14 protein-coding genes and 4 pseudogenes are annotated in these 21984 nt (G+C 69.4%); 9 read left to right on the forward strand and 9 right to left on the reverse strand.

Features of this window, described 5'->3' with window-relative positions:
• The first annotated feature begins 10 nt into the window (after positions 1-10).
• From tgmA to ACFW48_RS18095, 5 genes and pseudogenes are all read left to right on the forward strand, one after another.
• On the forward strand, positions 11-304 hold the full coding sequence (tgmA, locus tag ACFW48_RS18075; protein WP_386315771.1) for a putative ATP-grasp-modified RiPP: 294 nt from the start codon (positions 11-13) through the stop codon (positions 302-304).
• Positions 301-1251, forward strand: a complete 951-nt coding sequence (gene tgmB / locus ACFW48_RS18080; protein WP_386315773.1) for an ATP-grasp ribosomal peptide maturase — start codon at positions 301-303, stop codon at positions 1249-1251. The genes tgmA and tgmB overlap by 4 nt, the downstream gene beginning before the upstream one ends.
• Positions 1251-2372: an ATP-grasp peptide maturase system methyltransferase gene (tgmC, locus tag ACFW48_RS18085; protein WP_386315775.1), complete on the forward strand. Its 1122-nt coding sequence runs from the start codon at positions 1251-1253 to the stop codon at positions 2370-2372. The genes tgmB and tgmC overlap by 1 nt, the downstream gene beginning before the upstream one ends.
• Positions 2373-2598: 226 nt before the next feature.
• Positions 2599-3643: pseudogene (locus ACFW48_RS18090) on the forward strand (transcriptional regulator); the annotation flags it as partial.
• Positions 3640-4186, forward strand: a pseudogene (locus tag ACFW48_RS18095) (flavoprotein). The pseudogenes ACFW48_RS18090 and ACFW48_RS18095, both read left to right, overlap by 4 nt.
• 755 nt (positions 4187-4941) lie before the next feature.
• Here ACFW48_RS18095 and ACFW48_RS18100 read toward each other — a convergent pair.
• From ACFW48_RS18100 to ACFW48_RS18140, 9 genes and pseudogenes are all read right to left on the reverse strand, one after another.
• Positions 4942-5100 (reverse strand): annotated as a pseudogene (locus ACFW48_RS18100) (integrase core domain-containing protein); the annotation flags it as partial.
• 322 nt (positions 5101-5422) lie between these two features.
• A complete protein-coding gene (locus tag ACFW48_RS18105; protein WP_386315777.1) occupies positions 5423-6154 on the reverse strand; it encodes a hypothetical protein in 732 nt (243 codons plus the stop codon).
• Positions 6155-6185: 31 nt separating this feature from the next.
• Complete coding sequence (locus ACFW48_RS18110) at positions 6186-10862, reverse strand: RHS repeat-associated core domain-containing protein (RefSeq protein WP_386315779.1); 4677 nt, start codon at positions 10860-10862, stop codon at positions 6186-6188.
• Positions 10863-11426: 564 nt separating this feature from the next.
• The gene (locus ACFW48_RS18115; RefSeq protein WP_386315780.1) at positions 11427-12521 is read right to left on the reverse strand and encodes a hypothetical protein; all 1095 of its coding nucleotides are present in this window, start codon (positions 12519-12521) and stop codon (positions 11427-11429) included.
• A gap of 95 nt (positions 12522-12616) precedes the next feature.
• A pseudogene (locus ACFW48_RS18120) lies at positions 12617-12829 on the reverse strand (methyltransferase, FxLD system); the annotation flags it as partial.
• Complete coding sequence (locus tag ACFW48_RS18125) at positions 12808-14202, reverse strand: hypothetical protein (RefSeq protein ID WP_386315782.1); 1395 nt, start codon at positions 14200-14202, stop codon at positions 12808-12810. The gene ACFW48_RS18125 and the pseudogene ACFW48_RS18120, both read right to left, overlap by 22 nt.
• Positions 14199-14993, reverse strand: a complete 795-nt coding sequence (locus tag ACFW48_RS18130) for a hypothetical protein (protein WP_386315783.1) — start codon at positions 14991-14993, stop codon at positions 14199-14201. Before ACFW48_RS18130 ends, ACFW48_RS18125 begins: the two co-directional genes overlap by 4 nt.
• Positions 14994-15000: 7 nt before the next feature.
• Positions 15001-15270 carry a hypothetical protein gene (locus ACFW48_RS18135; protein ID WP_386315785.1) on the reverse strand — a complete coding sequence of 90 codons (270 nt, stop codon included), beginning with the start codon at positions 15268-15270 and terminating at the stop codon, positions 15001-15003.
• 2 nt (positions 15271-15272) lie between these two features.
• On the reverse strand, positions 15273-15749 hold the full coding sequence (locus ACFW48_RS18140; protein ID WP_386315787.1) for a hypothetical protein: 477 nt from the start codon (positions 15747-15749) through the stop codon (positions 15273-15275).
• Between the two features lie 486 nt (positions 15750-16235).
• Here ACFW48_RS18140 and ACFW48_RS18145 point away from each other — a divergent pair.
• The 4 genes from ACFW48_RS18145 to ACFW48_RS18160 all read left to right on the forward strand — a co-directional run bounded on the left by ACFW48_RS18145 (position 16236) and on the right by ACFW48_RS18160 (position 21949).
• A protein-coding gene (locus ACFW48_RS18145; protein WP_386315789.1) for an IS5 family transposase occupies positions 16236-17098 on the forward strand; the annotation gives its coding sequence in 2 pieces (ribosomal slippage) (positions 16236-16592 and positions 16595-17098; 861 coding nt in all).
• 401 nt (positions 17099-17499) lie between these two features.
• On the forward strand, positions 17500-19011 hold the full coding sequence (locus ACFW48_RS18150) for a peptidoglycan DD-metalloendopeptidase family protein (RefSeq protein ID WP_386315791.1): 1512 nt from the start codon (positions 17500-17502) through the stop codon (positions 19009-19011).
• A gap of 89 nt (positions 19012-19100) precedes the next feature.
• The gene (locus ACFW48_RS18155; protein ID WP_386315793.1) at positions 19101-21191 is read left to right on the forward strand and encodes a family 43 glycosylhydrolase; all 2091 of its coding nucleotides are present in this window, start codon (positions 19101-19103) and stop codon (positions 21189-21191) included.
• A 293-nt stretch (positions 21192-21484) separates the two neighbouring features.
• Positions 21485-21949, forward strand: a complete 465-nt coding sequence (locus ACFW48_RS18160; protein WP_386316296.1) for an RICIN domain-containing protein — start codon at positions 21485-21487, stop codon at positions 21947-21949.
• Positions 21950-21984 lie beyond the last annotated feature (35 nt).

Raw genomic sequence — 21984 nt, forward strand, 5'->3', positions numbered from 1 at the left:
GGAAGATCCGTTGTTTGCTCACTCTGACCGGCTCCCGACCGGGACACCACTGCCGACGGGCACGCTCACCCCGACCCCGTGGGGCGTACGCCGCATGGCCCCCTACCCGTCGCCCGCCCCGGGCTACGCCAAGGCCGTCCTGGACCCCACCACCCAGACCACTCGGTACTTCGACGACCGCGGCAAGACGATTGAGATGGGCGGGCACGGCACCAGCACCGGCACCAACCCGTCCACGGGCACCAGCCCCGACGGCACCGGATCCGGTACGGACACCGACACCGGGAACGACACCGACCAGTGACCGGTGCCGGCCCGGTGCTGGTCGTCACCAACCTTGACGACCCCACGGCCGACGTGGTGATCAGCGAGCTGCAGGACCGGGATGTCCCAGTCGTGCGGCTCGACTCGGGGGACTTCCCCCACGCCCTGTCGGTCGCGGCCACGATCACGTCGAACGGTGTGGAGGGCACACTGTCCACGCCGTCCCGGACCGCCGACCTCACCAAGGTCCGGTCCCTGTACTACCGGCGACCCTCCGGGTTCGCCTTCCCACACCTGGAGGACGAGGACGCCCAGTTCGCCGTCGCGCAGGCCCGCTACGGCATCGGTGGCGTCCTGGCCTCCCTCCCGGGCTGCCGGTACGTCAACCACCCCCACCACATCAGCGACGCGGAATTCAAGCCGTCCGGCCTCATTGCCGCCGCGCGAGCCGGCTTCCGCCTCCCGCCCGCCACCATCACCAGCAACCCGGACACGGCGAGGGCCTTCATCAAGCAGCACGGCCCCGCCATCTACAAGCCGCTCGCGGCGCCGCTGTACCGCATCGACGGCGTGTCCTCCGTCGTGAAGGTCGCCGAGGTCACGGCCGACGACATCGACGAGACGGTGGCCGGCACCGCGCACCTGTTCCAGCAGCGCGTGGACAAGACGGCGGACGTACGCGTGACCGTCATCGGCGAGCACGTGTTCGCCGTCCGTATCGACTCCGACCTGCTGGACTGGCGCACCGACTACAGCCGCCTCACCTACAGCGGCGTGCCGCTGCCGCGCGACGTCACCGAATCCCTGCATGCCTACCTGTCCCACTTCGGTCTCGTCTTCGGCGCTTTCGACTTCGCCATCGACTGCCAGGGCCGATGGTGGTTCCTGGAGTGCAACCCGTCCGGTCAGTGGTACTGGCTGGAGCACGAGACCGGCCTGCCGATGCTCGCGGCGATGGCCGACCTCCTGGAAAGGAAGAGCCGCTGATGACCGTCCTGGACTCCGCAACCCTGCGCGGGTATCTCGCCGACCGTCTCACCGAAAGCGGTGCCCTGCGCACCGAGCAGTGGCGTGCGGCCGTAGAAGCCGTACCCCGGCACGAGTTCCTGCGGGGCGGCTTCTTCCGACGCTTCGGCAGCGCCTGGCGGCCGGTGCCCGCCGACCGGGAAGGCTGGCTGGAGCTCTGCTACACAGACGAGTCGCTGGTCACCCAGATCGCGGGCACCATCGTGCCCGGCGACGTCCGCGGCGAGGTCCTGCGCGAACCCACCTCCTCCAGCACCCTGCCCAGCCTGGTCGTGCGGATGCTCGAAGACCTCCAAGCCCAAGACGGCCTTCGAGTCCTGGAGGTCGGCACCGGCACCGGGTACTCCACCGGCCTGCTCTGCCACCGGCTCGGGGACGAACTCGTGACGTCGGTGGAGGTGGACGCCAGCGTGTCCAGCCGTGCCGGCGTCGGCCTGGGCGCCTGCGGTTATTTCCCCGACCTGATCGTCGGTGACGGCCTGGCTGGGCACAAGGACGGCGCCCCCTACGACCGGGTCATCGCGACGTGCGGGGTGTGGGAGCTGCCGCACTCGTGGATCGAGCAAACCAAGCCGGGCGGCATCATCCTCGCCACCCTGTGCGGGTGGATGCACTCCTCCGAGCTGGCGCGGCTGACCGTTGGCCACGACGGCGTGGCGCACGGCCGGTTCCTCGGGGGGCAGGTTCAGTTCATGCTGGCCCGTCCGCAGATGCCACCGCCCCTCGGCATGCTGCCCGACTTAAACTCCGGCGAGGAGCGACAGGCCCGGGTCGGTGCCGATGTCCTGGACCACTGGGACGCCCGGTTCGTCGCCCAGCTCGCGGCACCGCGCGCACAGCGCCTCAGCCTGACGCTGGAGGACAGCACCTGGCACGTCCTGGTCGACGTGGAGGCCAGCGCCTGGGCGGCCCTCGCCCTGGACGGCAAGCAGTGGACCGTCCGGCAGGGCGGGCCGATGCTGCTGTGGGATGCCGTCGAGGACCGTCTGCAGCGGTGGCAAGCGGACGGCGCCCCGGCCCTGGACCACTTCCAGATCAACGTCACTCCGGAAGGTCAGCAGATCACCTGGCCCACGGCCTGACGGTCCCCGCCGAGCTGCCCGTCCGCCGACCGGTGGCAGGCAGACGGACCCCTCCTATGCGCTCGGCAGGATGCGGCGGTGATCCCGCGTCGGCGATACGGCCAACCACTGTGGTGTGCGGTCCTGTTGTCCGGCCTGGGTCCGTGTATCTGTTATGCGTCGCCAGCTGCTGCATCCCGGAGTTATGGAAGCGGCCGAAACACATGTGTTCGACACCCCTGTCCCCGACGCCAGCCCCAGCGACCCCGGAACCGAGGACATGCACCGCCGCACCTTCCTTGCCGCGAGCCTCGCCGCGCTCGCGGCTACGCCGACGCCGACCGCAGCACGCCACGACCTGATCCAGGCCCTACTGCCGGGACCGAGCCCCGCCGCCACCGGGCAGCCTTCGGGCATCGACGACCTGAAGGAGCGGGCACGGACCGTACGCCGGTTGTTCTGCACGTGCGACTACGCAAAACTGGAACAGACCCTGCCTGGCCTGATCGCCGACCTGCGCCAGGCCGTCCGCGGCTCATCCAGTTCGCCAGAGGCGTCCGGGTTGCTCGCGACCGCATACCAGACGTCGGTGGTGAGCCTGTTGCTGAAGTGAGCCGACCAAGGCAACGCCTGGCTCGCGGCCGGCCGGGCCATGGCCGAGGCGGAACGGTCCGGAGCCCCTGTCGTCCTCGCCGCCAGCGTCCGCGTTCACGCCCACGTGCACGTACGGGAGAAGCACATCGCCCAGGCCGTGAACATGGTGCGCCACACCGTCGACCAGCTCAGCGGCTCCTACGACCAACGCCCGCCCCGATACCTGGCAGCGGTCGGCCTGCTGCTGCTCCGCGGAGCAACCGCCGCCAGCAGAAACGGCGACCGCGAAACCACCCACGACTTCCTCACCGAGGCCAAAGAGGTGGCCCGCTACGTCGCATTCGACAGGCCGGACGCCTGGGCGAACTTCAGCCCCACCAACGTCGCCCTGCACGAGATCAGCGCGGCTGTCTCATTCGGCGACGCCGGAATCGCCCTTCAAACCGCTCGCCCCCTCATGCGGCGGCACATCCCCGTCCCCGAGCGACGGGCCGCACTCTGGGTTGAGGCCGCCCGCGCCTACAGTCAGCAGGGCAGACTCGCCGACGGCTACAAGGCGCCACGCGTCGCAGAGAGCTGCGCGACACAGGATGTCCGCCGCCCGGCCGCACGCGAACCGGTCGCCGACATGGCAGCCCGCGACCATCGCCGGACACGAGCTCCACCACGTCAGCCGCCAACTGGGAGTGCCCACGTGAGCGACCAGCACGACAAGCCGTTCCTCCAGATCGTCGTCTGCGCGGCCGGCGTCGGCGGCGACGTCGGCCGCATAGACCACCGCGGCACAGGAACGGCACTGGGACGTCGGCGTCGTCGCCATCCCGCAAGGACTCGGCTTCCTTGACACCGAGGCGGTCGAGACCCAGACCGGCCGCCCCATCCGCTCGGCCTGGCGATCACCGGGCGAGCCACGCCCGAGCCGGCCTGCGGATGCCATCGCGGTCGCCCCGGCCACCTTCAACACGGTCAACAAGTGGGCCGCCGGGAGCTCGGACAATCTCGCGCTGAGCATCCTGTGCGAAGCACCCGCCATGGGCGTTCTGGTCGCCGTGCTGCCCTACCTGAACTCCGCCCAGCCCTCCCACCCGGCATACCGACGGAGCCTGGACCTGCTGCGCGAGATGGGCGTCCTGATCGGCTCCTACGAGCTCCACCGGCCCAAGGCAGGCGGCGGAGCCGACCGCTACCGATGGGAGGAAGTACTGGACCTGCTCGCTCCAAGGCTGTCCGTGCCCTCGTGATCAGCGCCGATGAGCTCACCTACTTTAGAAGGCGCAGTTGGGTCTCGACGAAGTCGCTTGGATCAGATGATCGCGCGTATGAGGATTGCGTCGTGTCGGCCCGTAGGGCCTGCGGTTGCAGGTGGCGTCGTCTGCAGGGGCGAAGAGGGGTGCCGTAAATGGTCAACGCGGAAACGGCGTGGCTGCTGCTCAGCAACCGTGGTGAGGCCGCACTGGAACTGACCGTGGAACCCTGGGCGGAAACGCACCACGTCCTCCCGAAGCAGACGTGGGGCGTCGTCACCCACTCGCCGGCAGCGGATGGATCGTGGTCCGGGGGACGCTGCGCGGGGACGAACCGTTCCAGGTCGACTATCGGCCCGAGCCGGTCACGGTGTGGGGCAACGGCAACTGCTTCCACCTCAGTGACACGAAGGGCAACCTGATCGACTCGGCCGACTGGCAATGCCCTGCTCAGGCTTCGGCCACCTGGCCGATGCTCTCAAGAGTACCGACAGTTCGGCGCCGATCCGTGGGCGTGCCCTCAGCCTGTGAGGTCCCAGCTGAAAATCCTCTCGAGAACCCAGCACCGCGGGTGCCTTCGACGTCGGTGCCGAGAGTGGCACTGTGATCAGCGCCCTGGTGTGGCAGCCGTTGTCAGCCCACGCCGTCGTGACGCGGGGGTTCAGTGGCGATGTTTGGAGGGCCTTGCGCCGAGGTGGGCGGAGACGCTGGCAGCGGCAACCAGCGCTGACCTGCAGGGGCTGTGAGGCCCGCTAGGTGTATGAGGGCTGGACGTTGGTGACGCCTTCCCGCATTCGGGATGCCGGTGGCTGACCGCCTGCGCCTGAGTGTGGTCGGTGGTAGTTGTAGTGGATGTTCCAGGCCGCGATCGCAGCTGAGCGGGCGTCCTCGCTGGTGAAGTTCCGGGCGTAGGCCGCGAGCACGGACCATCCCCGCGGATGCGGGGAGCAGGCGGTGACCAGGCCGCCAAGGTCGCCCTTGAAGGGACCATCCCCGCGGGTGCGGGGAGCAGGCTGTCTGGCCTGCGAGTTTATGGGTGTAGGGGCGCGCTTTCGACGGTTTTCGCGGTTTCCGGCTTCGGGACGCGGGAGATTGGCCGGCCTGTAGCACGTTTCGCGCTGACGCCGCACGCTCTGGTGTTCTTCTTCGCCAGTGCCCGTGGCGCTCGGAGCCCCGCGCAGGCCCCGGCACGGTCTGCTGGATGCCGGGGCCTGCGGAGAACGGACGGGTGCGTTACTGAACGCTGGTGCGGGCCACGGCCTGCAGTTGGCCGGGGCTCACCGGTTCCTGCGTTGCGTCGTGCGTCAGCTCGAGTCCGTCGCCGGTGCTGCCCACTCGCCAGACGGCGCCGTGCCGGTTCTCCCACTCGACGAAGCTGCCGGGAGCGCCGTCGAGCAGCTCCAGTTCCCGCACCAGCGTGTCCAGGGGAGCGAAGCCGCGGGCGTCGCCCTTGCTCATGCTCTGGGTGCGGGTGTTGTCGTAGCGCATCTTGACGAACGGCACCTCGGCGCGGTCGAGCTTGTTCGGCTGGAGCATTTTGCGGAACCTGCCCCAGGCCTCTTCCTCGTTCTCGCTGCCGGAGATCTCACTGGCGTAGGCGGGGAAGACGGCGTAGGTGACCGCGGACAGCTCCGGGTTCTCGGTGGCGTGGTAGCCGTGCACCTCGGCTGCCGCCACCCCCACGGTGTCGAACTCCGTCCCGTCGTGGTGGAAGCCGCCGACGGCCACAAGGTTCCGCCCCTGTTCCACGAAGGTGTCGTCATGGGCGCGCGCGTGGGCGAGCAGTGCCGTGACGAGCGCCTCGTCGTAGGGGCCACGTACGTTGACCTGCAGGTTGTGCCGGCCGTCGGTGGAGAGTGCGGCGGTGAAGGTGAACATCGGGTTCGGCGACCACCGCCACGCGGATGCCAGACCGGGAACGGGAGCGGCGCCGGGCATGGCGGACAGGACGGATCCAAGGTTCATGAGGGTGGCTCCTGTGCTCGGGTCGGGGGCCCTAGCTGCATGAGTAGAGGGTGGGGTGGACATCCTGGCGGTAGGTGGCGTCCATGAGCGCACCGCCGCGGGAGTTTTCGCTTCTCGTCATGGGCTCCATGTTGTCGGGATCGTTGTAGAAGTCGTTGCGGGTGGTCCGGTCGGAACGGTAACCCGTCTGGTTCCAGTGATCGACCACCGGTGTCAGGTGCTCGTACGTGAGCTGGTTGAACGGGATGACCTCGCCCGCTGAGTTGCGCCAGGTCAGCTCGGACCTGGGAGTGCGTTCCATGATCTGACGGCCCTGGGAGTCGAGCCGTCCCGTGGGCCGCATCGGGGTACCGCCCTGGGCGATGCCCTCGTCGGTCCATGCGGCGGCCATGGCGTCATGGGTGGACTGGCGATAGCTGCCGGGGTACTCCGTGTCGCGGTTGTGGGTCTGTGCGGGCGAATTCGGGTCCCTCTCCCACCGGCCGCCCTGGCCTCGAATGCGGATGAGGCCCAGCGGGTCGAGGAGAAGGAGCGGGTTGGTGACGTAGGCATAGTCGTTCGGGTCCGGAGCCAGGCCCAGCGGATCGGCGCTGATGTAGCGCGCGGTCTCCGGGTCGTAGTAGCGGAAGTAGTTGTAGTTCCAGCCGGTCTCGGCGTCCGCGTACTGCCCGGGGAAGCGCAGGGGGCAGTCGGCTTCCGGGGCTGGGAGCAGTGCGCCGGTCGGCTGCCCCCAGGCCGTGAATCTGCGGTGCCAGACGATGCGGCCGTCCGCCGAGACGAGTTCGGTCGGCGTTCCGACGAGGTCGGTGACGATGGCGTAGAAGCGGGCGTCGGTGTCGCCCAGGTCGCTTCCGGCTCGGTCCGCCGCCGGCCGTTCGCGGCCACCGCTCACTGTCTGGGCGACGGGCCGGTGGGAACCCGGCGCGTAGTCCCAGGTGGTGACGGTGCCGTCGGTCTCGATCTGTTCGGCGAGGCGCGTTCCGTCCCAGCTGAACGTCGTCTCCTCCAGCACGTCCCCGCCGGTGCCGAGGCGTTGCTTGCCGACCCGTCGGCCGTCCGGATCGTAGGTGTAGTGCCACTCGGATCCGTCCGGTGCGACGGTCCGGACCAGGCGGTCCTCCGGGCTCCACCCGTAGTGGGAGGTGCGCCGTCCGCCGCTGAGGAGACGGACGGTCTTGCGGATCAGGCGTCCCTGGCCGTCGTAGGTGTAGGTGGTCCGTCCTGCGCGGTGCAGTCTGGTTCCGTGGAAATCGTGGGGCTGCGGCTCCGCGGGGCCGTCGTGCGGGGAGCTGGTGAGGAGGTTGCCCGCGCGGTCGTACGCGTAGCTCTCCTCGCGGTCGGCGGTCCTGACCGCGGTCAGCCTGCCGACCGGATCCACGTCGAACCGGCGGCTCTCGCCGAGCAGCTCGTCGATCTCCCTGAGCGCTCCGTCGAGGTCGTACTCGTAGGTGCGGTGCTGGAGCAGCTCACCGCCCACGTCGCCGCTGCCGCGGCTGGGCGTGGTCACCGACTGCCCGGTCAGCCGGCCGGAGCCGTCCCAGCTCTGGTGGAGCACCGCCTCCGTACCCAGGGTCCTGCGGATCTCACGATGGGCGGTGTCGTAGTCGAAGCGCAGTTGGCTGCCGGCGCCGCTCAAGGTCTGCGGGTGGCCCGTCGCCTCGTAGGTCCAGGTGGAGGTGATGCCCGAGGGAGTGCGTCGGCTGATGCGGCGGCCGAGGGCGTCGTAGGTGTAGGTGGTGGTCCGGCCGTTGACCGTCTCGGTCAGGGTGCGGCCCATGGAGTCGTAGGTGCGTTCGACCGTGGTGTCGCGGTTGGCCGCGCGGAGCAGTGAGCCGGCGCTGTCGTACGCGTAGGTGGTGATCTCGTCCGCCGTGCGGTACTGGCGTGGCCGGCCGAGCAGGTCCACGGTCACGTCCGTGGTCTGTCCGGCGCCATTGGTCCACGACGTACGCTGCCCGGCCGCGTCGTGGGTGTAGGTGAGCGTACGGCCGTTGAAGTCCGTCTCCCGGATCAGGCGGTTGGCCTCGTTGTAGGCGTACTCCCAGGTACGGCCGTCCGCGTTGTGAACACCGGTCAGGTTCAGTTCGGTGTCGTAGGCGAACGTGTAGCGGCGGCCGTCCGGTGTGGTGCGGGAGGTCGGCTGGTGGAAGTGGGTGAACTCGTACGTGGTGACCGCACCGTTGCGGGCCGTGTGGGAGACGAGGTTGCCTTCGCCGTCCCAGCTCCAGGCCTCCGTCGCACCGTCCGGGAAGGAACGCCACGAGGCCAGTCCTTCGACGGTCCAGCCGAACCGGTCGGTGGCGCCGGCTGGGTCGGTCACCGCGGTCACGCGTCCGAAGGAGTCGCGCCGCGCCCGGGTCGTCCGGCCCTCCGGGTCGGTGAGGGCCAGCGGCAGGCCGGCCGGGTCGGTCTGGATGTGCCGGGTGTGGCCGAGCGCGTCGGTGACCGAAAGGGGCCGCCCCAGAGCGTCATAGCTGTAGCGGGTGGTCGCGCCGGACGGGTCGGTGACGGACAGGCGATTGCCTCGCTCGTCGTAGGTGTAGCTCCAGAACGAACCGTCGGGGTCCGTGAGCCGGCGGGTGCGGCCTGCCTCGTCGTACTCGGCCCGGACAGAGCTGAGGTCCGGCCTGACCACCTCGGTCAGGTGGCCGGCCGCGTCGAAGACCTGCCGGGTGGTGCGGCCCAGCGGGTCGGTCCAGGAGACCAGGCGTCCGTTCTCGTCCCACTCCCGGCGGGTCGAGGCTCCCAGGGGATCGGTGACCTGGACGAGTTGCAGACGCTCGTCGAACCGGTAGGTGGTGGCCCGGCCGAGGGAGTTCCGGTACGTGTTGACGCGTGCCGCGTCGTCGTAGGTGAGGGAGCAGTCCAGGAAGCCGTCCGCTCCCCTGCCGGCCGTGACCCTGTGCCGCTCGTCGTAGGTGTAGCGGTACCAACCGCCGTTGCGGTCGGTCCAGCTCGTGATGCGGGACTCGGCGTCGTAGGTGAGCTGGGCGTCCCGGCCCTGCCCGTCGGAGACGGCGCGGAGATTGCCCTCCGCGTCGTAGCCGTAGCGTCGCACCACCGTCCACGGTGAGTGGGCTTCCGCGCCATACCCGTCCTCCGGTGAGCTGAGAACGCTCAGGGACGTGACCCGGCCGTGTTCCGTGGCGATGGCCACCCGGTAGCCGCCCGAGTGGCGCATCTCGGCGAGGACGCCCGCCTCGTCGTAGAGGAAGTCGATGCGGTGCCCATTGCGGTCGGTGATCGCGGCGAGGGGCAGGGTGTAGGCGGGGGTGTCACCGTCGCGCCGTACACCGGGAGCGAAGTGGTGCGTCCGTCCGGTCTCATCGTCGTGGACGGTGATCGTGCCTTCGCCGTCACCGTTCCACGTCAACGGCCGTCGAGGCCCCTCCAGAGGCAGGATCGCGGTGCCGGGCGCGGGAATCGGATAGGCCAGGAGCATGCCGTCCTCGCTGGCGAACACCACGCCCTGGTCGTCGATCTCCAGGCGTTGGTCCAGCGTCGAAGCCCAGCTCGGCCCGAAGCAGCGCCCCCAGCGGTAGGTCGAGACGTGGGTGCGCCGGACGATCAGCGGCAGGAGCCCGCCGAGTTCCAGGTCCACCTGCTCCATGAGCATCTCGCCGGACACCATGTCGATCGGGTCGCCGCCCCGGCACCGGCCCTTGTAGGGCTTGGCTTTCGCAAGAAGGTCCTTGGCACCGGAACGCAGGGTCTTCAGACCACCCCGCACGGCGGTGGCCATCCCCTTCATGCCCTTGGCGATCGCGCCGAGGGATGTGAGGCCCTTGACTCCGGGTATGCAGTCCAGAGCCGCTAGCCCCACGTCCCACAGGGACGCCTGTCCTTTGCGATATTTGTTGAGAGTGTCGGCGAGGACGACGAGTGCGGCCACGACGACGATCGCGGCGAGGATCGGCCCGCCGATGATCATCGCGACGATGCCGACGACGGCGACGACGACCTTGCAGACCGCGACGATGCTGTCCCAGTTGTCGGTGAACCAGTCGCCGATGTCCTCCCACCACGACCGGTTCTGGATGCCGGCGTCCGACGCCTCGTCGATCTTGTTCTTCGCGTCGCGGGCGGCGTCCTCGCGCATCTTGCGCGCGTCCTCGGCCATCTTCTTCGCCGCGTCCAGCGCGCTCTGCGCGGAGTCGACGGCCGACTGCGCGTTCGTCTGCGCCGTCTTGGCATGCTGGACGTCCCGCGTGGCGGCACGGACCTTGCCCTCGTCCGGCTTGTCCGCGTCCGACTTGCTGCCCGTCGGGTCGTCCTTGTACTTGTCGGCCTCCTTCGACGCCCGCGTCACCCACGAGTCCGCCGAGGACAGCTTCGACTGCGCCGAGGACAGATCCTCACGCGCCTCCCGCGCCTTGCGCAACGCCTTGTCCGCCAGGGCTTGGGCGCGCTCCAGCTTCGGCCAGAAGTCGGCGAGGGCGTCGCCGCACATGCCGTACGACTTCTCGAGCTTCTTCAGGTTCTTCGGTACGCCCGAGAACTCCTCCTTGAACACGGTGGCCGACTTGCCCGCCCACTCCGCCAGCGTGGTCTCCCCCGCCATGCCCTTCACCAGGCGCAGAGCATCGGACACGTCGTCGGCGAAGTCGTGCAGCGTCTTCGCGAGCGTGCGAACCCGCTGCGGGTCACCAGGGGTCGGGTCCTTGTCCAGGTCCAGGACATGCCAATCCGTCGGCCTGTGACCCACCATCACGCAACCCCCGTCGACACCTGCCGGTGACATCAACAACTTATGTGCACACGTGAACTTACTAGGCACAGAAGTTCGAGGAGAAGGCGCTCCTTGCGACCGGAGCTTCCGCCTCGCAGGGACCATGTCCGGAAGGGCTGATCAGCATGGCTACGTCGTGCGGGCAGGCATGGCCGAGGACTTGATGGGACGGTGTGACGGGGGATCAGGCCAGTGTGTCCAGTGCGGGTGAGGTGTGCCGTGGTCGCTGCGGGGCCCAGTGGGAAACCGGTTCGTCGTCCCTGCGGGGGCAGGGAGCAGCAGATCTCCTCGTTGCGCAGGACGACCATGCGGGGACCATCCCCGCGGGTGCGGGGAGCAGACTGTTTGACCTGCGTCTTTATGGCTGCGGGGGCGCGGTTTCAGTGACTTTCATGGATTCCGACAAATAGGTCATGGGTGGCTCCGTAGCTACTTGGCGGGCCAGCCGCTCATCCTACGTCTTGAAGGGCCGTCTTCCTGGGGGCTCTTCGAGCTGACCTTCTCAGGATCTCTCCACGGGGGCGTACGTCCAAGGTCGAACACTCAGGCGAGACTTGCCCGGATCACGCTGTCTCCGGTGCGCACGACCGCAACGAGATCTCCTGGCAGCTCGTTCGGCCTGCCCACTCCCCCGAGGGCGCAGGCGCTCACCAGGTCACGGCAATCCTGCGCTTGCCGACCCGAGGTGATCGCGGTGGCCAAAGGGCTGGCCAGGATCTCGCGGGCCGCGTAGCCGTCCCGGGCCTTCGTCGTCCTGCGGTGGAGGTCGTCGACGATGCGGCGTGCGGCAGGTGTCCCGGTGGCACCGGTCGCGTCGAGGGCCGTGAGGCCGAGGCGGGTGTCGAAAACGGTCATGCCCGGTTCGGTTCTCCGGCCGATGTATGCCGTCACCAGGTCCGCCACTTGGCGGTCGACCGGCTGCCCGGCGGCGCGGCGGCAGAGGACGGTCAGGCAGGCCGTGACAGCCTGTTCCCACGGGTCGCCGGGCGTCGTGTCGGCGAGGAGGACAGCGGCCCGGGCGGTGTCGCCGGCGGTGAGTGCGGCGAGTACCGCGGTCTGGCGTCCGTCGAGCATCCGGTTGCCGACGCCGCGATGGGCTTCGATGTGCGCTTCGGCCTCGGCCCACCGACCCGTGGTCGTGAGGGTGCGGGTGCCGTCGGCGAGGAGCACGCGCCACAGCCACGCGCGGACCTCACGACGGTCCTCGTCGGTCGCGGTGATGTCCGACGGTACGGCGACGCCCTCGAACTGGGCGGCCGTACCCGCCTCGACCGCCGAGTACGGGTCGAGCAGCCGCCGACGTCCCTCGTCCGCGTGTCCGGCGCGGATCTGGAGGCGGGCGAGGTTGACGACGGGTTCCAGGCCGCGGATCGCACTCATGCCGGGCAGGGGGCAGGCGTGCAGGTAGGCGACGGCGTGGCGGCGGCACAGCGCGCGGGCGAGGTCGGGGAGGCCGACGTCGGAGGCGATGAGCGCGGCCTGGTTGCAGGCGGCCGATGCGAGCCCTTGGTCGCTCTTCTCGACCGCGGTGTCGGCGAGTTCGACCAGGCCGCGTACGCGCTCGGGCAGAGGCAGACAAGGAGGCCGGAATCGGGCGACGAGCGGGAAGCGCTGGGCTGTGAGTCCGTGCGGGTCCATGGGTCCCCCTGGCATGAGTGCGAGATGGTGCCGGGACGGATGTGCCCGTCGGCCGGCGTGTGGCCGACGGGCACCGTCCGCTGCGTAGAGCGGCGTCACCCCCAGTCGACGACGATGCGGTTCAGCGGGGTGTCGAGTGCGAAGAGGCCGGGGCGCTGCTCGATCGCGGGGGCGTCGAGGGGCTGGATCTCGAACGTGGCCTCACGGCCGCGGTACTCCCGGTCCCAGGTGCGGATGGCCTCGGCGACCTTCGCGGCCAGCTCGTCGCCGCCAGGGCCGTGACCGATCACGCCGAACTCCCAGAGCTTTTGCCTCCGGTGGATGCCGCATCGGCGCCTGGGGCGCCCTCGGCTCCGGTCTGGCCTGGCACACGGCCAGCCTGGTTGCGGGAGGCCTGTGTCTGGGTGTCGCTGCCCTGGCCGCCGTCCTTGCCGGAACCGCCGTCGCCGTCCTGGCCCCGGCTCTGGGGGCCCATGTTCTGCTCGACCATCTGCATGTGGCGGATGGCGTCCGTCTGCCGGTCGTCTCCTCCGCCAGCACTGCCGTCGTCGCCCTTCGCGCCGCTCTTGCCGCCGATGTAGCTGGCGGCCGCCGACAGGGCGCCGCTGGCGCCGCCTGCGCTGAGCCCGGCACCGGCCGCCGCCCCGAAGGGGGCGAAGATCTTGGTGAGCGGGCCGGGCGCCAGAACGGCGAGGACCAGCGTCGCGCAGCCACGCAGCCACTCGGTGAGTGTCTTGGCTTCGCCGAACTCGGCGAAGCCGGTGCAGATGATGACGGCGACCATCGGCTTGTACGCCACGACGACCATGCCCGCCGTGATCAGGGCCGGGGCCCACTTGTGGGTGGCCTCGCCGCCGGTGCGTCCCCCGCCGGCCACGGGGATCAGCAGGCAGATGATGGGGATCGCGCTCAGCCGCAGGAAGATCATGACCATCTGGATGAAGCCGACCAGCAGCAGCACCAAGACGATGCACAGGAGCGTGATGGGGTTGGACACGCCGGTCGGCAGCATCACCGCAATGATCCGGTCGTAGGCCTCTGCGTCGTCCTTGAAGACCGCGTTCACCAGTCCCGCGCTCAGCGCATCCCCGAGAACGAGCAGCGACGCGAACAGGCTCACGCCGAGGAAGGACAGAACGAAGTTCTCGACCCATCCAGCCATGGCCCGCCCGGCGTATTTGCCTTGCCCGGTGAGCGCCATCTTGCCCAGGTTCCAGATCACCCCGGCCACGGCGATCACCAGCCCCAGCCAGGTCAGCATGCCTGCGAGTGTCGTGTCTTTCCCGGTCCACAGTCCGGTGCCGGCCAGGTCCACCGACGGCCCGAGCAGGGCGAACGTCAAAGTCTTCTTGATGACCCACTTCGTCACGTCAACGCCGGACTTGATGACGTCGCCGAGGAGGGACTCCCAGACGTTGTTCCACGCGTCCTTGATCTTCTCCTCGCCGACCTTGCCGACCGCGTCGCAGCCGTTCCAGCCGGTCAGGCTTCCCGGGCGCCCGGGAGTCGAGCTGCCACCGGGCAGGATCGTGCCGAGGATCGGCCCGGAGATGACCCGGCATCCGGCTTCGGTCCCATCCCCGATCGGGCCGTCCGCCCGGGCGGACTGCGGTGCAGACACCGACAGTCCGAGCACGGCCACGAGCGCCAGCAGCACAGCAGCCAGACGGCGCCCGGTCACGATGCCTCCCGGATGGCCGTCCACCCGGCCGTGTTGAAGGCGGCGTCACCGGGAGCGACGATCTTCGGCTGGTCCTTCTGCGCGGCGCCCATCGCCCGCTGGGTGGCCGCGCCGGACAGCTTCCAGTCGCCGTCCTCCCACACCACGGCGTTCAGGATGCGGGTGTAGTCGACGGACTCCTTGGCCGTCTCGCCCGCCTTCTGCGCCGCCCGGGACAGCAGCCACACGCTGACCTCGTCCTCCGAGGCGTTCACGACCTTGTAGCCGATCACGCTGCTGCGCATGTACGCCCCGGGCGGCAGCGGTCCTCCAGCGGGGAGGCCCATCTCCTGGTGCAGGGACTTGTCGGTCTGGACCGCGGCCAGCTCGATCTCCTCGGCGTGCGCGTCGCTCTGGTCGGCCTTGGAGACGTAGGAGTGGTAGATCCGCAGCTGCTCGTCGACGGTGTCGCGGCCGCCCTCGATGCTGACCGTGTTGAGGGCCGCGGCCGCCGCGACGGCGCCCTCGGTGGTGTGCGGGTAGCCGACCTGGCTGCCGCGCTCATCGGTGCGCTTCCCCCGCGGAAGCGCAGCCCACTGATCCGGCTCGGTCCAGTCGTTGGGCGGCGCGTACGTCGCCGACGGGCCGGGCGAGACGGACGCGCTCGGGGTTGATCCACCCTTGCTCGGCGGGTCCGTGTCCTCATCACCACCGGCGAGTACGGCGTAGCCCGTCAGGGCGAGGACGGCCGCGAGCGCAGCGCCAGCCAGCCAGGTGCCCTTGGTGTTCCACGTTCCCTTGGTGCGTCCCATCGCCGCCTCAGCCTGCGATGCCGTTGAGGATGGCGATCAGCGAGCTGGACAGGATCACCGCAGCGATCCCGCCGCCCATCCACTTGAAGGGCTCGGAGCCGCCGCCGTTCCTGCTCTTGTCCGCCACGGCCAACTTGTAGACACCGAAGCCGACACCGCCCGCGCCGGCCAGGGTGAGCAGCCACAGGACATATCCGAAGAGTTCGGCCACCGGGCCGTCCATCCCCGGGATCGGGGTCGGCTTGGCTCCCGGGATGAGGGCCGCAAGAGTCGCCATGGTCATTTCCTTTCGATCGTGCGCCGCAGCTTCGCGGCCGCGGTCTGGACGTCCTTGTACTCCAGGGCCTCATCAGGCCCTTTCACCGCTCGCAGAACAGGCAGGTACGGAAGGCGCGCGACCCCGGCCAGACGCCCTTCGAGAGCCCGGACGGTGAAGCGGGCGTCCTGTACCGGGCGGGCGGGGGCATCGGCCACCCACACCAGCCACGGTTTCGGAAGCGGTCCCCAGCGCAGCAGCGTCTCCTCCAGGCGCTGCACCCCGTACACGGTCGTGTCCGTCACCACCACCGGGACGGTCCCGTAAGGGAGCACCTCCCCCGGCACCAGGACACGCGCCGCGGCGCCGCCGGCGCCGTTGTCGAGCATGGCGGCCACCGTCGCCACCGCAATGCCGGTGCCGTCAAGAGGCATCGGTGCATACCTGAGCGCAACCGGTGTGTCAGCGCTCGGGGTTGTCATCACCGGTTGGGTGGTCACGCCGCAACTCCCCCTGTGTGTCTGGGTTTAAAGTCACGATATTGAGTTCCTGGGACGACTGAGGCTAGCGTGACCCACTGTCAGACAGGGGTGGACCTTTTCGCGTAGCCGGAGGTCAGGTCACAGGTGTCGCTCTACGGCAACGCAGAACAGCGCAGGTTTTGCCCGCAATGGAGCAGATTCACGAAAAGGGCGGCCACCCTGTTTCCTACAGGCGCCCCCGCCATTCCCCCTGCTTCAAAGCCTGCACTCATCAGCCACACCCCCGAGTCGCCAAAGACCTCGCACGGACGCCCTATTCCGCTGCATGTGGTGCAAAGGGCACTCCACCGCGCGAAGTCCCGCGCGCGAGGCTGTGACCGACCCTACGCGAACGGTGATCACGAGCCTGGCCCGGCCCCCGCGCCCAATGGAGGCGCACTCCCCAAGCCACTCGTGATCTAGGGTCCGTCTTCAAAGATCATCCGGGTGGTGAATCATGGTGTCGTGGTACGTCGTCATGAACGCACTGACCAGGAGTGGGAGTTACTCGCTCCACTGATACCCCGGGCCGCGACGGGACGTCCCCGCGTGGAGGACCGGCAGGTCATCAACGGGATGGTCTACAGGGTCCGCACCGGGATCTCCTGGCGTGACCTGCCGGAACGCTACGGGCCGTGGAAGACCGTGTACACCCGCTTCCGCCGTTACGCCCTCGACGGAGTGTTCACCCAAGCCCTGCAGCACATCCAGGCCCACGCCGACGCGGCCGGCGACATCGACTGGCTGGTCCAGATCGACTCCACCATCGTCCGCGCCCACCAGCACGCCGCCGCCACCGGCCGAAAAGGGGGCGGCATCAGCAGGACGAACCGGACGATCACGCCCTCGGCCGATCCCGAGGCGGACTGACCACCAAGATCCACCTCGCCTGCGACGGCAAGGGCCGCCCACTCGCGATCCTGGTGACGCCCGGTCAACGCCACGACAGCGTCTGCGCACGTCCTCTGCTGGAACGTATCCGTGTCCCCCGCACCGGCCCGGGCCGGCCGCGGTGCAGGCCCGACCAGGTCATCGCAGACAAGGCTTACAGCTCCCGCGGCTTCCGTGCCTATCTGCGGAAACGCGGCATCGCGAACACCATCCCCGAGAAGACCGACCAGCGACGGCACCGGCTGAGGCGCGGTGGCTACGGCGGCCGACCGCCAGGGTTCGACCGGGAGGCCTACCGGCGGCGCAACGTGATCGAGCGCTGCTTCAACCGGCTCAAGGGCTTCCGCGGCATCGCCACCAGATACGAGAAGACCGCCACTTCCTTCGAAGCGGCGGTCACCCTCGCATCGTTCCTGCTCTGGGCAAGATCCGTTTGAAGACGGACCCTAGTAGTTAAACGATCTCTGTGGCTGGATGGTGGGGTACCTCGTCCACGGCGGGCAGGTCTATGCCCTTGCCGAAGCAGCGACAGCTCGACAGCACCGCGCCCGTAGTGCAGTCCCTCCTATTAGCCGACGCGTTCCCGCCTGTCAGTCCGTAACCTTCCGGGGTCCCTTGCCCCCCACCCAGTTGCTACCTTTCAGACCGCCCGCTCCCGGCCCGATCCGGCGAGCCGGCGCGGTCCGAAGTGGCGCGACGAGGTTGTCCGCTGCGCCGTGACATCGACCGTCTCCGCAAGGCGTGACCGGCGCGCTACGTACCGCGCGCCTATCCCACTCGCCCCGATATCCCACTCATATCCAACTCACCCTGAGACGAACGAGGGGAGGAGCGTCCCGTGCTGATCGGACTCTCCCGACGCGCACTGCACCTGGTTCTCGCGGCGACAGCCGCCCTCCTGCCGGTATTGCTGGCCACGACCCCGGCCGCGGCCCGTACCACCAACTTCGCCGCGGCGTGCCCGGCGGCCGGCATGGTGTCCCAGCACTACCACAGCGGCCACAACGGCGTCGACATCGCTAACAACTACGGAACGCCGATCTACGCCGTGGGTGACGGAGAGGTGACCATTTCCGGGTACGAGGACGGCTACGGCCAATGGATCCGAATCCAGCACCCCGACGGGACGATCTCCGAGTACGGGCATATGTACCAGCGGGACGTCTCCGCCGGCGACCACGTCGTGGCCGGCCAGCAGATCGCCCTGATGGGATCCGAGGGCAACTCGACCGGACCCCACCTTCATCTACGGATCTGGGGGAACCGGTCCACTTCGTACGGCATCGACCCCGAGCCCTATCTCGCGGAGCGCGGCGTGGTGCTGCCGTGCACCCCGGGCAGCGGTCCGCGACCACAACCTTTGGTGTATCCGGCTGAGTCGGGTCGGGTGGTGTCGGCGCGGTCGGCGGATGGTCGGCTTGAGGCTTTTGTGGCTGGTGATGATGGTGTGCATCATGCCTGGCAGGTTGAGGCGAATGGTGACTGGTCGGCGTGGGAGTCTCTGGGTGGTCCTGGTAACGCGGAGTTGGCGATCGCTCCGAATGCGGATGGCCGGCTGGAGATGTTCGCGATCGGCGGGAGCACTTTCCAGCACCGTTATCAGCTGTCGGCGTCGGGTGGTTGGTCGGGCTGGGAGACGTTCGGTGGTGGCGGTCGTGATGTGGCGGCCGGTGTGAATGCGGACGGCCGGATCGAGGTGTATGCGTCCGGGCCGGTCGGTCTCTTCCACAAGTACCAGACGGTGCCGAACGGTGGCTGGTCGGAATGGGAGGCCACCGGTGGCGGTCCGGCGGACAGCCGGGTGGAGATGGAGAAGTCTCCGGATGGTCGGCTTGAGGTGTTCGCGCTCAATGGGGAGACCTTCGAGCACCAGTACCAGACCGCGCCCAATGGCGGGTGGTCGGCGTGGGACACCTTCGGTGGTGGCGGCCATGATCTGACCGTTGACCACAACGCGGACGGCCGTCTTGAGGTCTTTGCTTCGGGTCCGGAGGGTGTCTTCCACAAGTACCAGAGGGACCAGACCGGTTGGTCGGAGTGGGAGCCCACCGGCGGTCCTGCGCACGCGCAGTTGAGCAGTGAGCGGACGCCCGACGGTCGTGTCGAGGTGTTCGCAATGAACGGCGACACGGCGATGCACGCCTGGCAGACCGGCCTCAACGCGCCCTACAGCGACTGGGCCACGTTCGGTGGTGGTGGCACAGAGGTCACCGCGGCAGCGAACGCGGATGGCCGGATCGAGATCTTCGGCGCCAATCCCACCGGTACCTACCACAGGTGGCAGACCGGATTCTCCACCTGGTCCGAATGGGGCTGGGTCAACAACACCGCAGGCCCCGCCGTCAACTGACCTAGCGTCAGGCAGGCGACACATCTACGACCCGTGGTCGGCCGAGCCTGTACGGCACGGTCGGCCACGCGGTCCCTCTGGAGACACTCATGCTTCCGATCAGCAGACGGAACCTGATGCGGGGCGCGGCCGGAGCGGGCGTGCTCCCGCTCCTGGGAGCCAGCCGAGCCGGGGCCACGACCGCCGGGACCCTCGGCGTCGGTGGCGCCGCCGCGACGGTGCCGCCCCCTCGGTGGATCGGCGCCGGGCCCTTCGCGTACGTCTATGATCCGTCCACCTTCGCCGGGCCCCGCTATCTCAACGACCACACGCTGATCAAGGCGCAGGGGCATTGGCACCTGTTCAGCATCGTCGGCAACAGCGCGCCGCGCGGCGAATCCCCGGACAGCACGGAGGAGATCGCGTTCGCCCACGCCTCCGCGCAGACCCTTCACGGGCCGTGGACCACCCACGCCGATGCCCTGACCGTCGACCCGTCCTACTTCGGCGAAGAACACCTGTGGGCGCCGCACGTCGTCGAGGCGTACGGCCGGTTCTGGATGTTCTATGCCGCTGGCGGAGCGAACGGTGCCGCGATCAACCTCGCCACGTCGCACGACCTGTCCACCTGGACCCGCGAGCCGTCAGGCCCGCTGTTCCGGGGACGTGCCGCACGCGACCCGATGGTGGTGCGGGCCGGTGGCGAGTGGGTCATGTACTACACCGAGCTGTCGGACACCGGCGGACGCCATGTCGTGGCCTGCCGGCGCTCCGACGACCTGCTGCGCTGGAGCGAGCCGGCCATCGCGTTCACCGACGCGAGCACCGACACGACCGTCTCGGTCACCGAGTCGCCGTACGTCGTCGAACGGGACGGCTGGTACTACCTGTTCATCGGGCCGCGCAACGGCTACGACGGCACGGACGTGCTCGCGTCCCGGGACCCCTTCAGGTTCGACCTCGACGGCTACGCGGGCCATGTGCCCGGTCACGCCGTCGAGGTCGTCGCCGACGGAGCTGAGTGGTACGCGAGCGCCGCGGGCTGGTTCCGCCAGGGGCTGTACGTGGCGCCTCTCCACTGGCGGGACACCCCACCGCCGTGGCAGAGTCCGGACAACCCGGTGGCGGAACTGGACGTCGCCGGCCGCCTGACCGTGTGCGCTCTCGACGCGGGCGACCGTTCGATGCTGCGGCGCGTCCAGCTGGACCCGTACACCGACACCTGGTCCCCGTGGGAAGTCTTCGGCGGGCCGGCCGGAGCGGTCCCCACGCTCGGCCGCAACACCGACGGCAGGCTGGAGGTGTTCTCCCTCGCCCCAAGCGGCCTGAATCTGCATCACCGGGTGCAGCGGCCGGACGGCGGCTGGCACGACTGGGAGGAGTTCGGCGGCCCCGCGGGCGCCGCCCCCGCCGTCGCCCGCGACGCCGACGGCCGGCTGGAGGCCCTGGCCCTCGCCCCGGGCGGCGCCTCGCTGGCACGGCGACGACAGCGCTCGCCCGGCTCGCTGACTTGGGACCCGTGGGAGTCCGGCTTCGGCGGAGCGGCGGGCGCCCCACCGGTGATCGCCGCCAACGCTGACGGCCGTCTTGAGGCGTTCGCCCTCTCGCCTGGCGGCTCGGGGATCTTCCACCGGTGGCAGGAGGCGCCGGGCGGCACCTGGACCGCCGTGTGGCACCGCCTCGGCACCGCGGCGGGCGGTGCGCCACGGGCGGGCAGAGACAGCAGCGGCCGGCTCACCGTCGCAGCGATCGGACCGTCCGGCGTGGGGGCGTTCCACCGGGCGCAGACCGTGCCGAGCGGCGACTGGGACGAGTGGCGCCCGCTGTTCGGCTGGAGCGCGGCGGCCCCCTCGTTCGCCGTCAACGCCGACGGCAGGCTGGAGGCCTTCTCCCTGACACCCGGCGGGGCCCGGCTCAGCCACCGCTGGCAGGTGGCGCCGGGTGGCGTCTGGGACCCCGGCGCGGAGTTCGGCGAACCTGGCATCCGGCTCGCCGCCACGCCCACGGCCGCGCTCGACGCCACCGGGCGGACGCACGTCTTCGCCGTCACCGCCGAGGGCCGGATACGGACCCGCGTCCAGGCACAGCCAAGCGGTGGATGGCGACCGTGGACGGCCTTCGGGGACCGCACGGTCGCGCCCGTAGTGTCGGGCAGTCCCGCTCTCTGGTCCCTGCCCGCCGACCGAGGCGTCCGGTCGTGAGGTGGGCCCGGCTTGCGCGGAAGCCTGCCCGGTCCCCACGACCGGACACGGCGGAGTACCGAGCCGGAAGCGGCGTCCTCTCACGGCACTCCGATCCCTATCGGAGATCACCAGGCACTGTCAGTCCGTAACGTTCCGGATGCCCTGGCCGGGAACCCGTGGATACCGTTCGACTCGCTGGTGCGCACGGCCCCGTCGCTTCACGAGCCGCACGCGCACCCCATCCGGCCCCTCACGACAGGCACGACACCCAACGACCGAAAGGACGCGGCGACATGCCCCGGAAGCGAACCATGCTGCTCAGCGCGGTATGTGCCCTGTTACCCCTGGTATCGGCGCCGAGCGCGCTGGCCGAGGGAAATACCCTCGCCGCCACACAGGAGTCCGTGGACGTCGCATCGACTCCTATCCAGAGCTTCAGGAACCAGGCCACGAGCAGGTGCATGGACGACACTGACGACGGGTTCCGCCCCTGGGAGTGCAACGGCTCGAATCCGCAGCAGTGGTCCGTGCGCGTCTGGGACGACGGCACACGCGAGTTGAGGAACATCAACACCGGCCGCTGTATCACGGACACCGGCCACGGGTTCCACACCGCGTTCTGCAACTCGACCCCGGAGCAGAGCTGGTGGGTCAAGGTCTGGGGTGACGGCACGCTGGAGTTCCGGAATCAGCACACCGGCCGGTGCATCGACGACAGCAGCTACGGGCTCCGCACCTGGCCGTGCAACAGCAGTCAGTACCAGAGCTGGTTCTGACTTCTTTTTCCTGCCAGTTTTCCTACCAGGAGGCT

Origin of the sequence: Streptomyces sp. NPDC058812 (genome assembly GCF_042744565.1) — a bacterium.
Classification (GTDB): domain Bacteria; phylum Actinomycetota; class Actinomycetes; order Streptomycetales; family Streptomycetaceae; genus Streptomyces; species Streptomyces thinghirensis.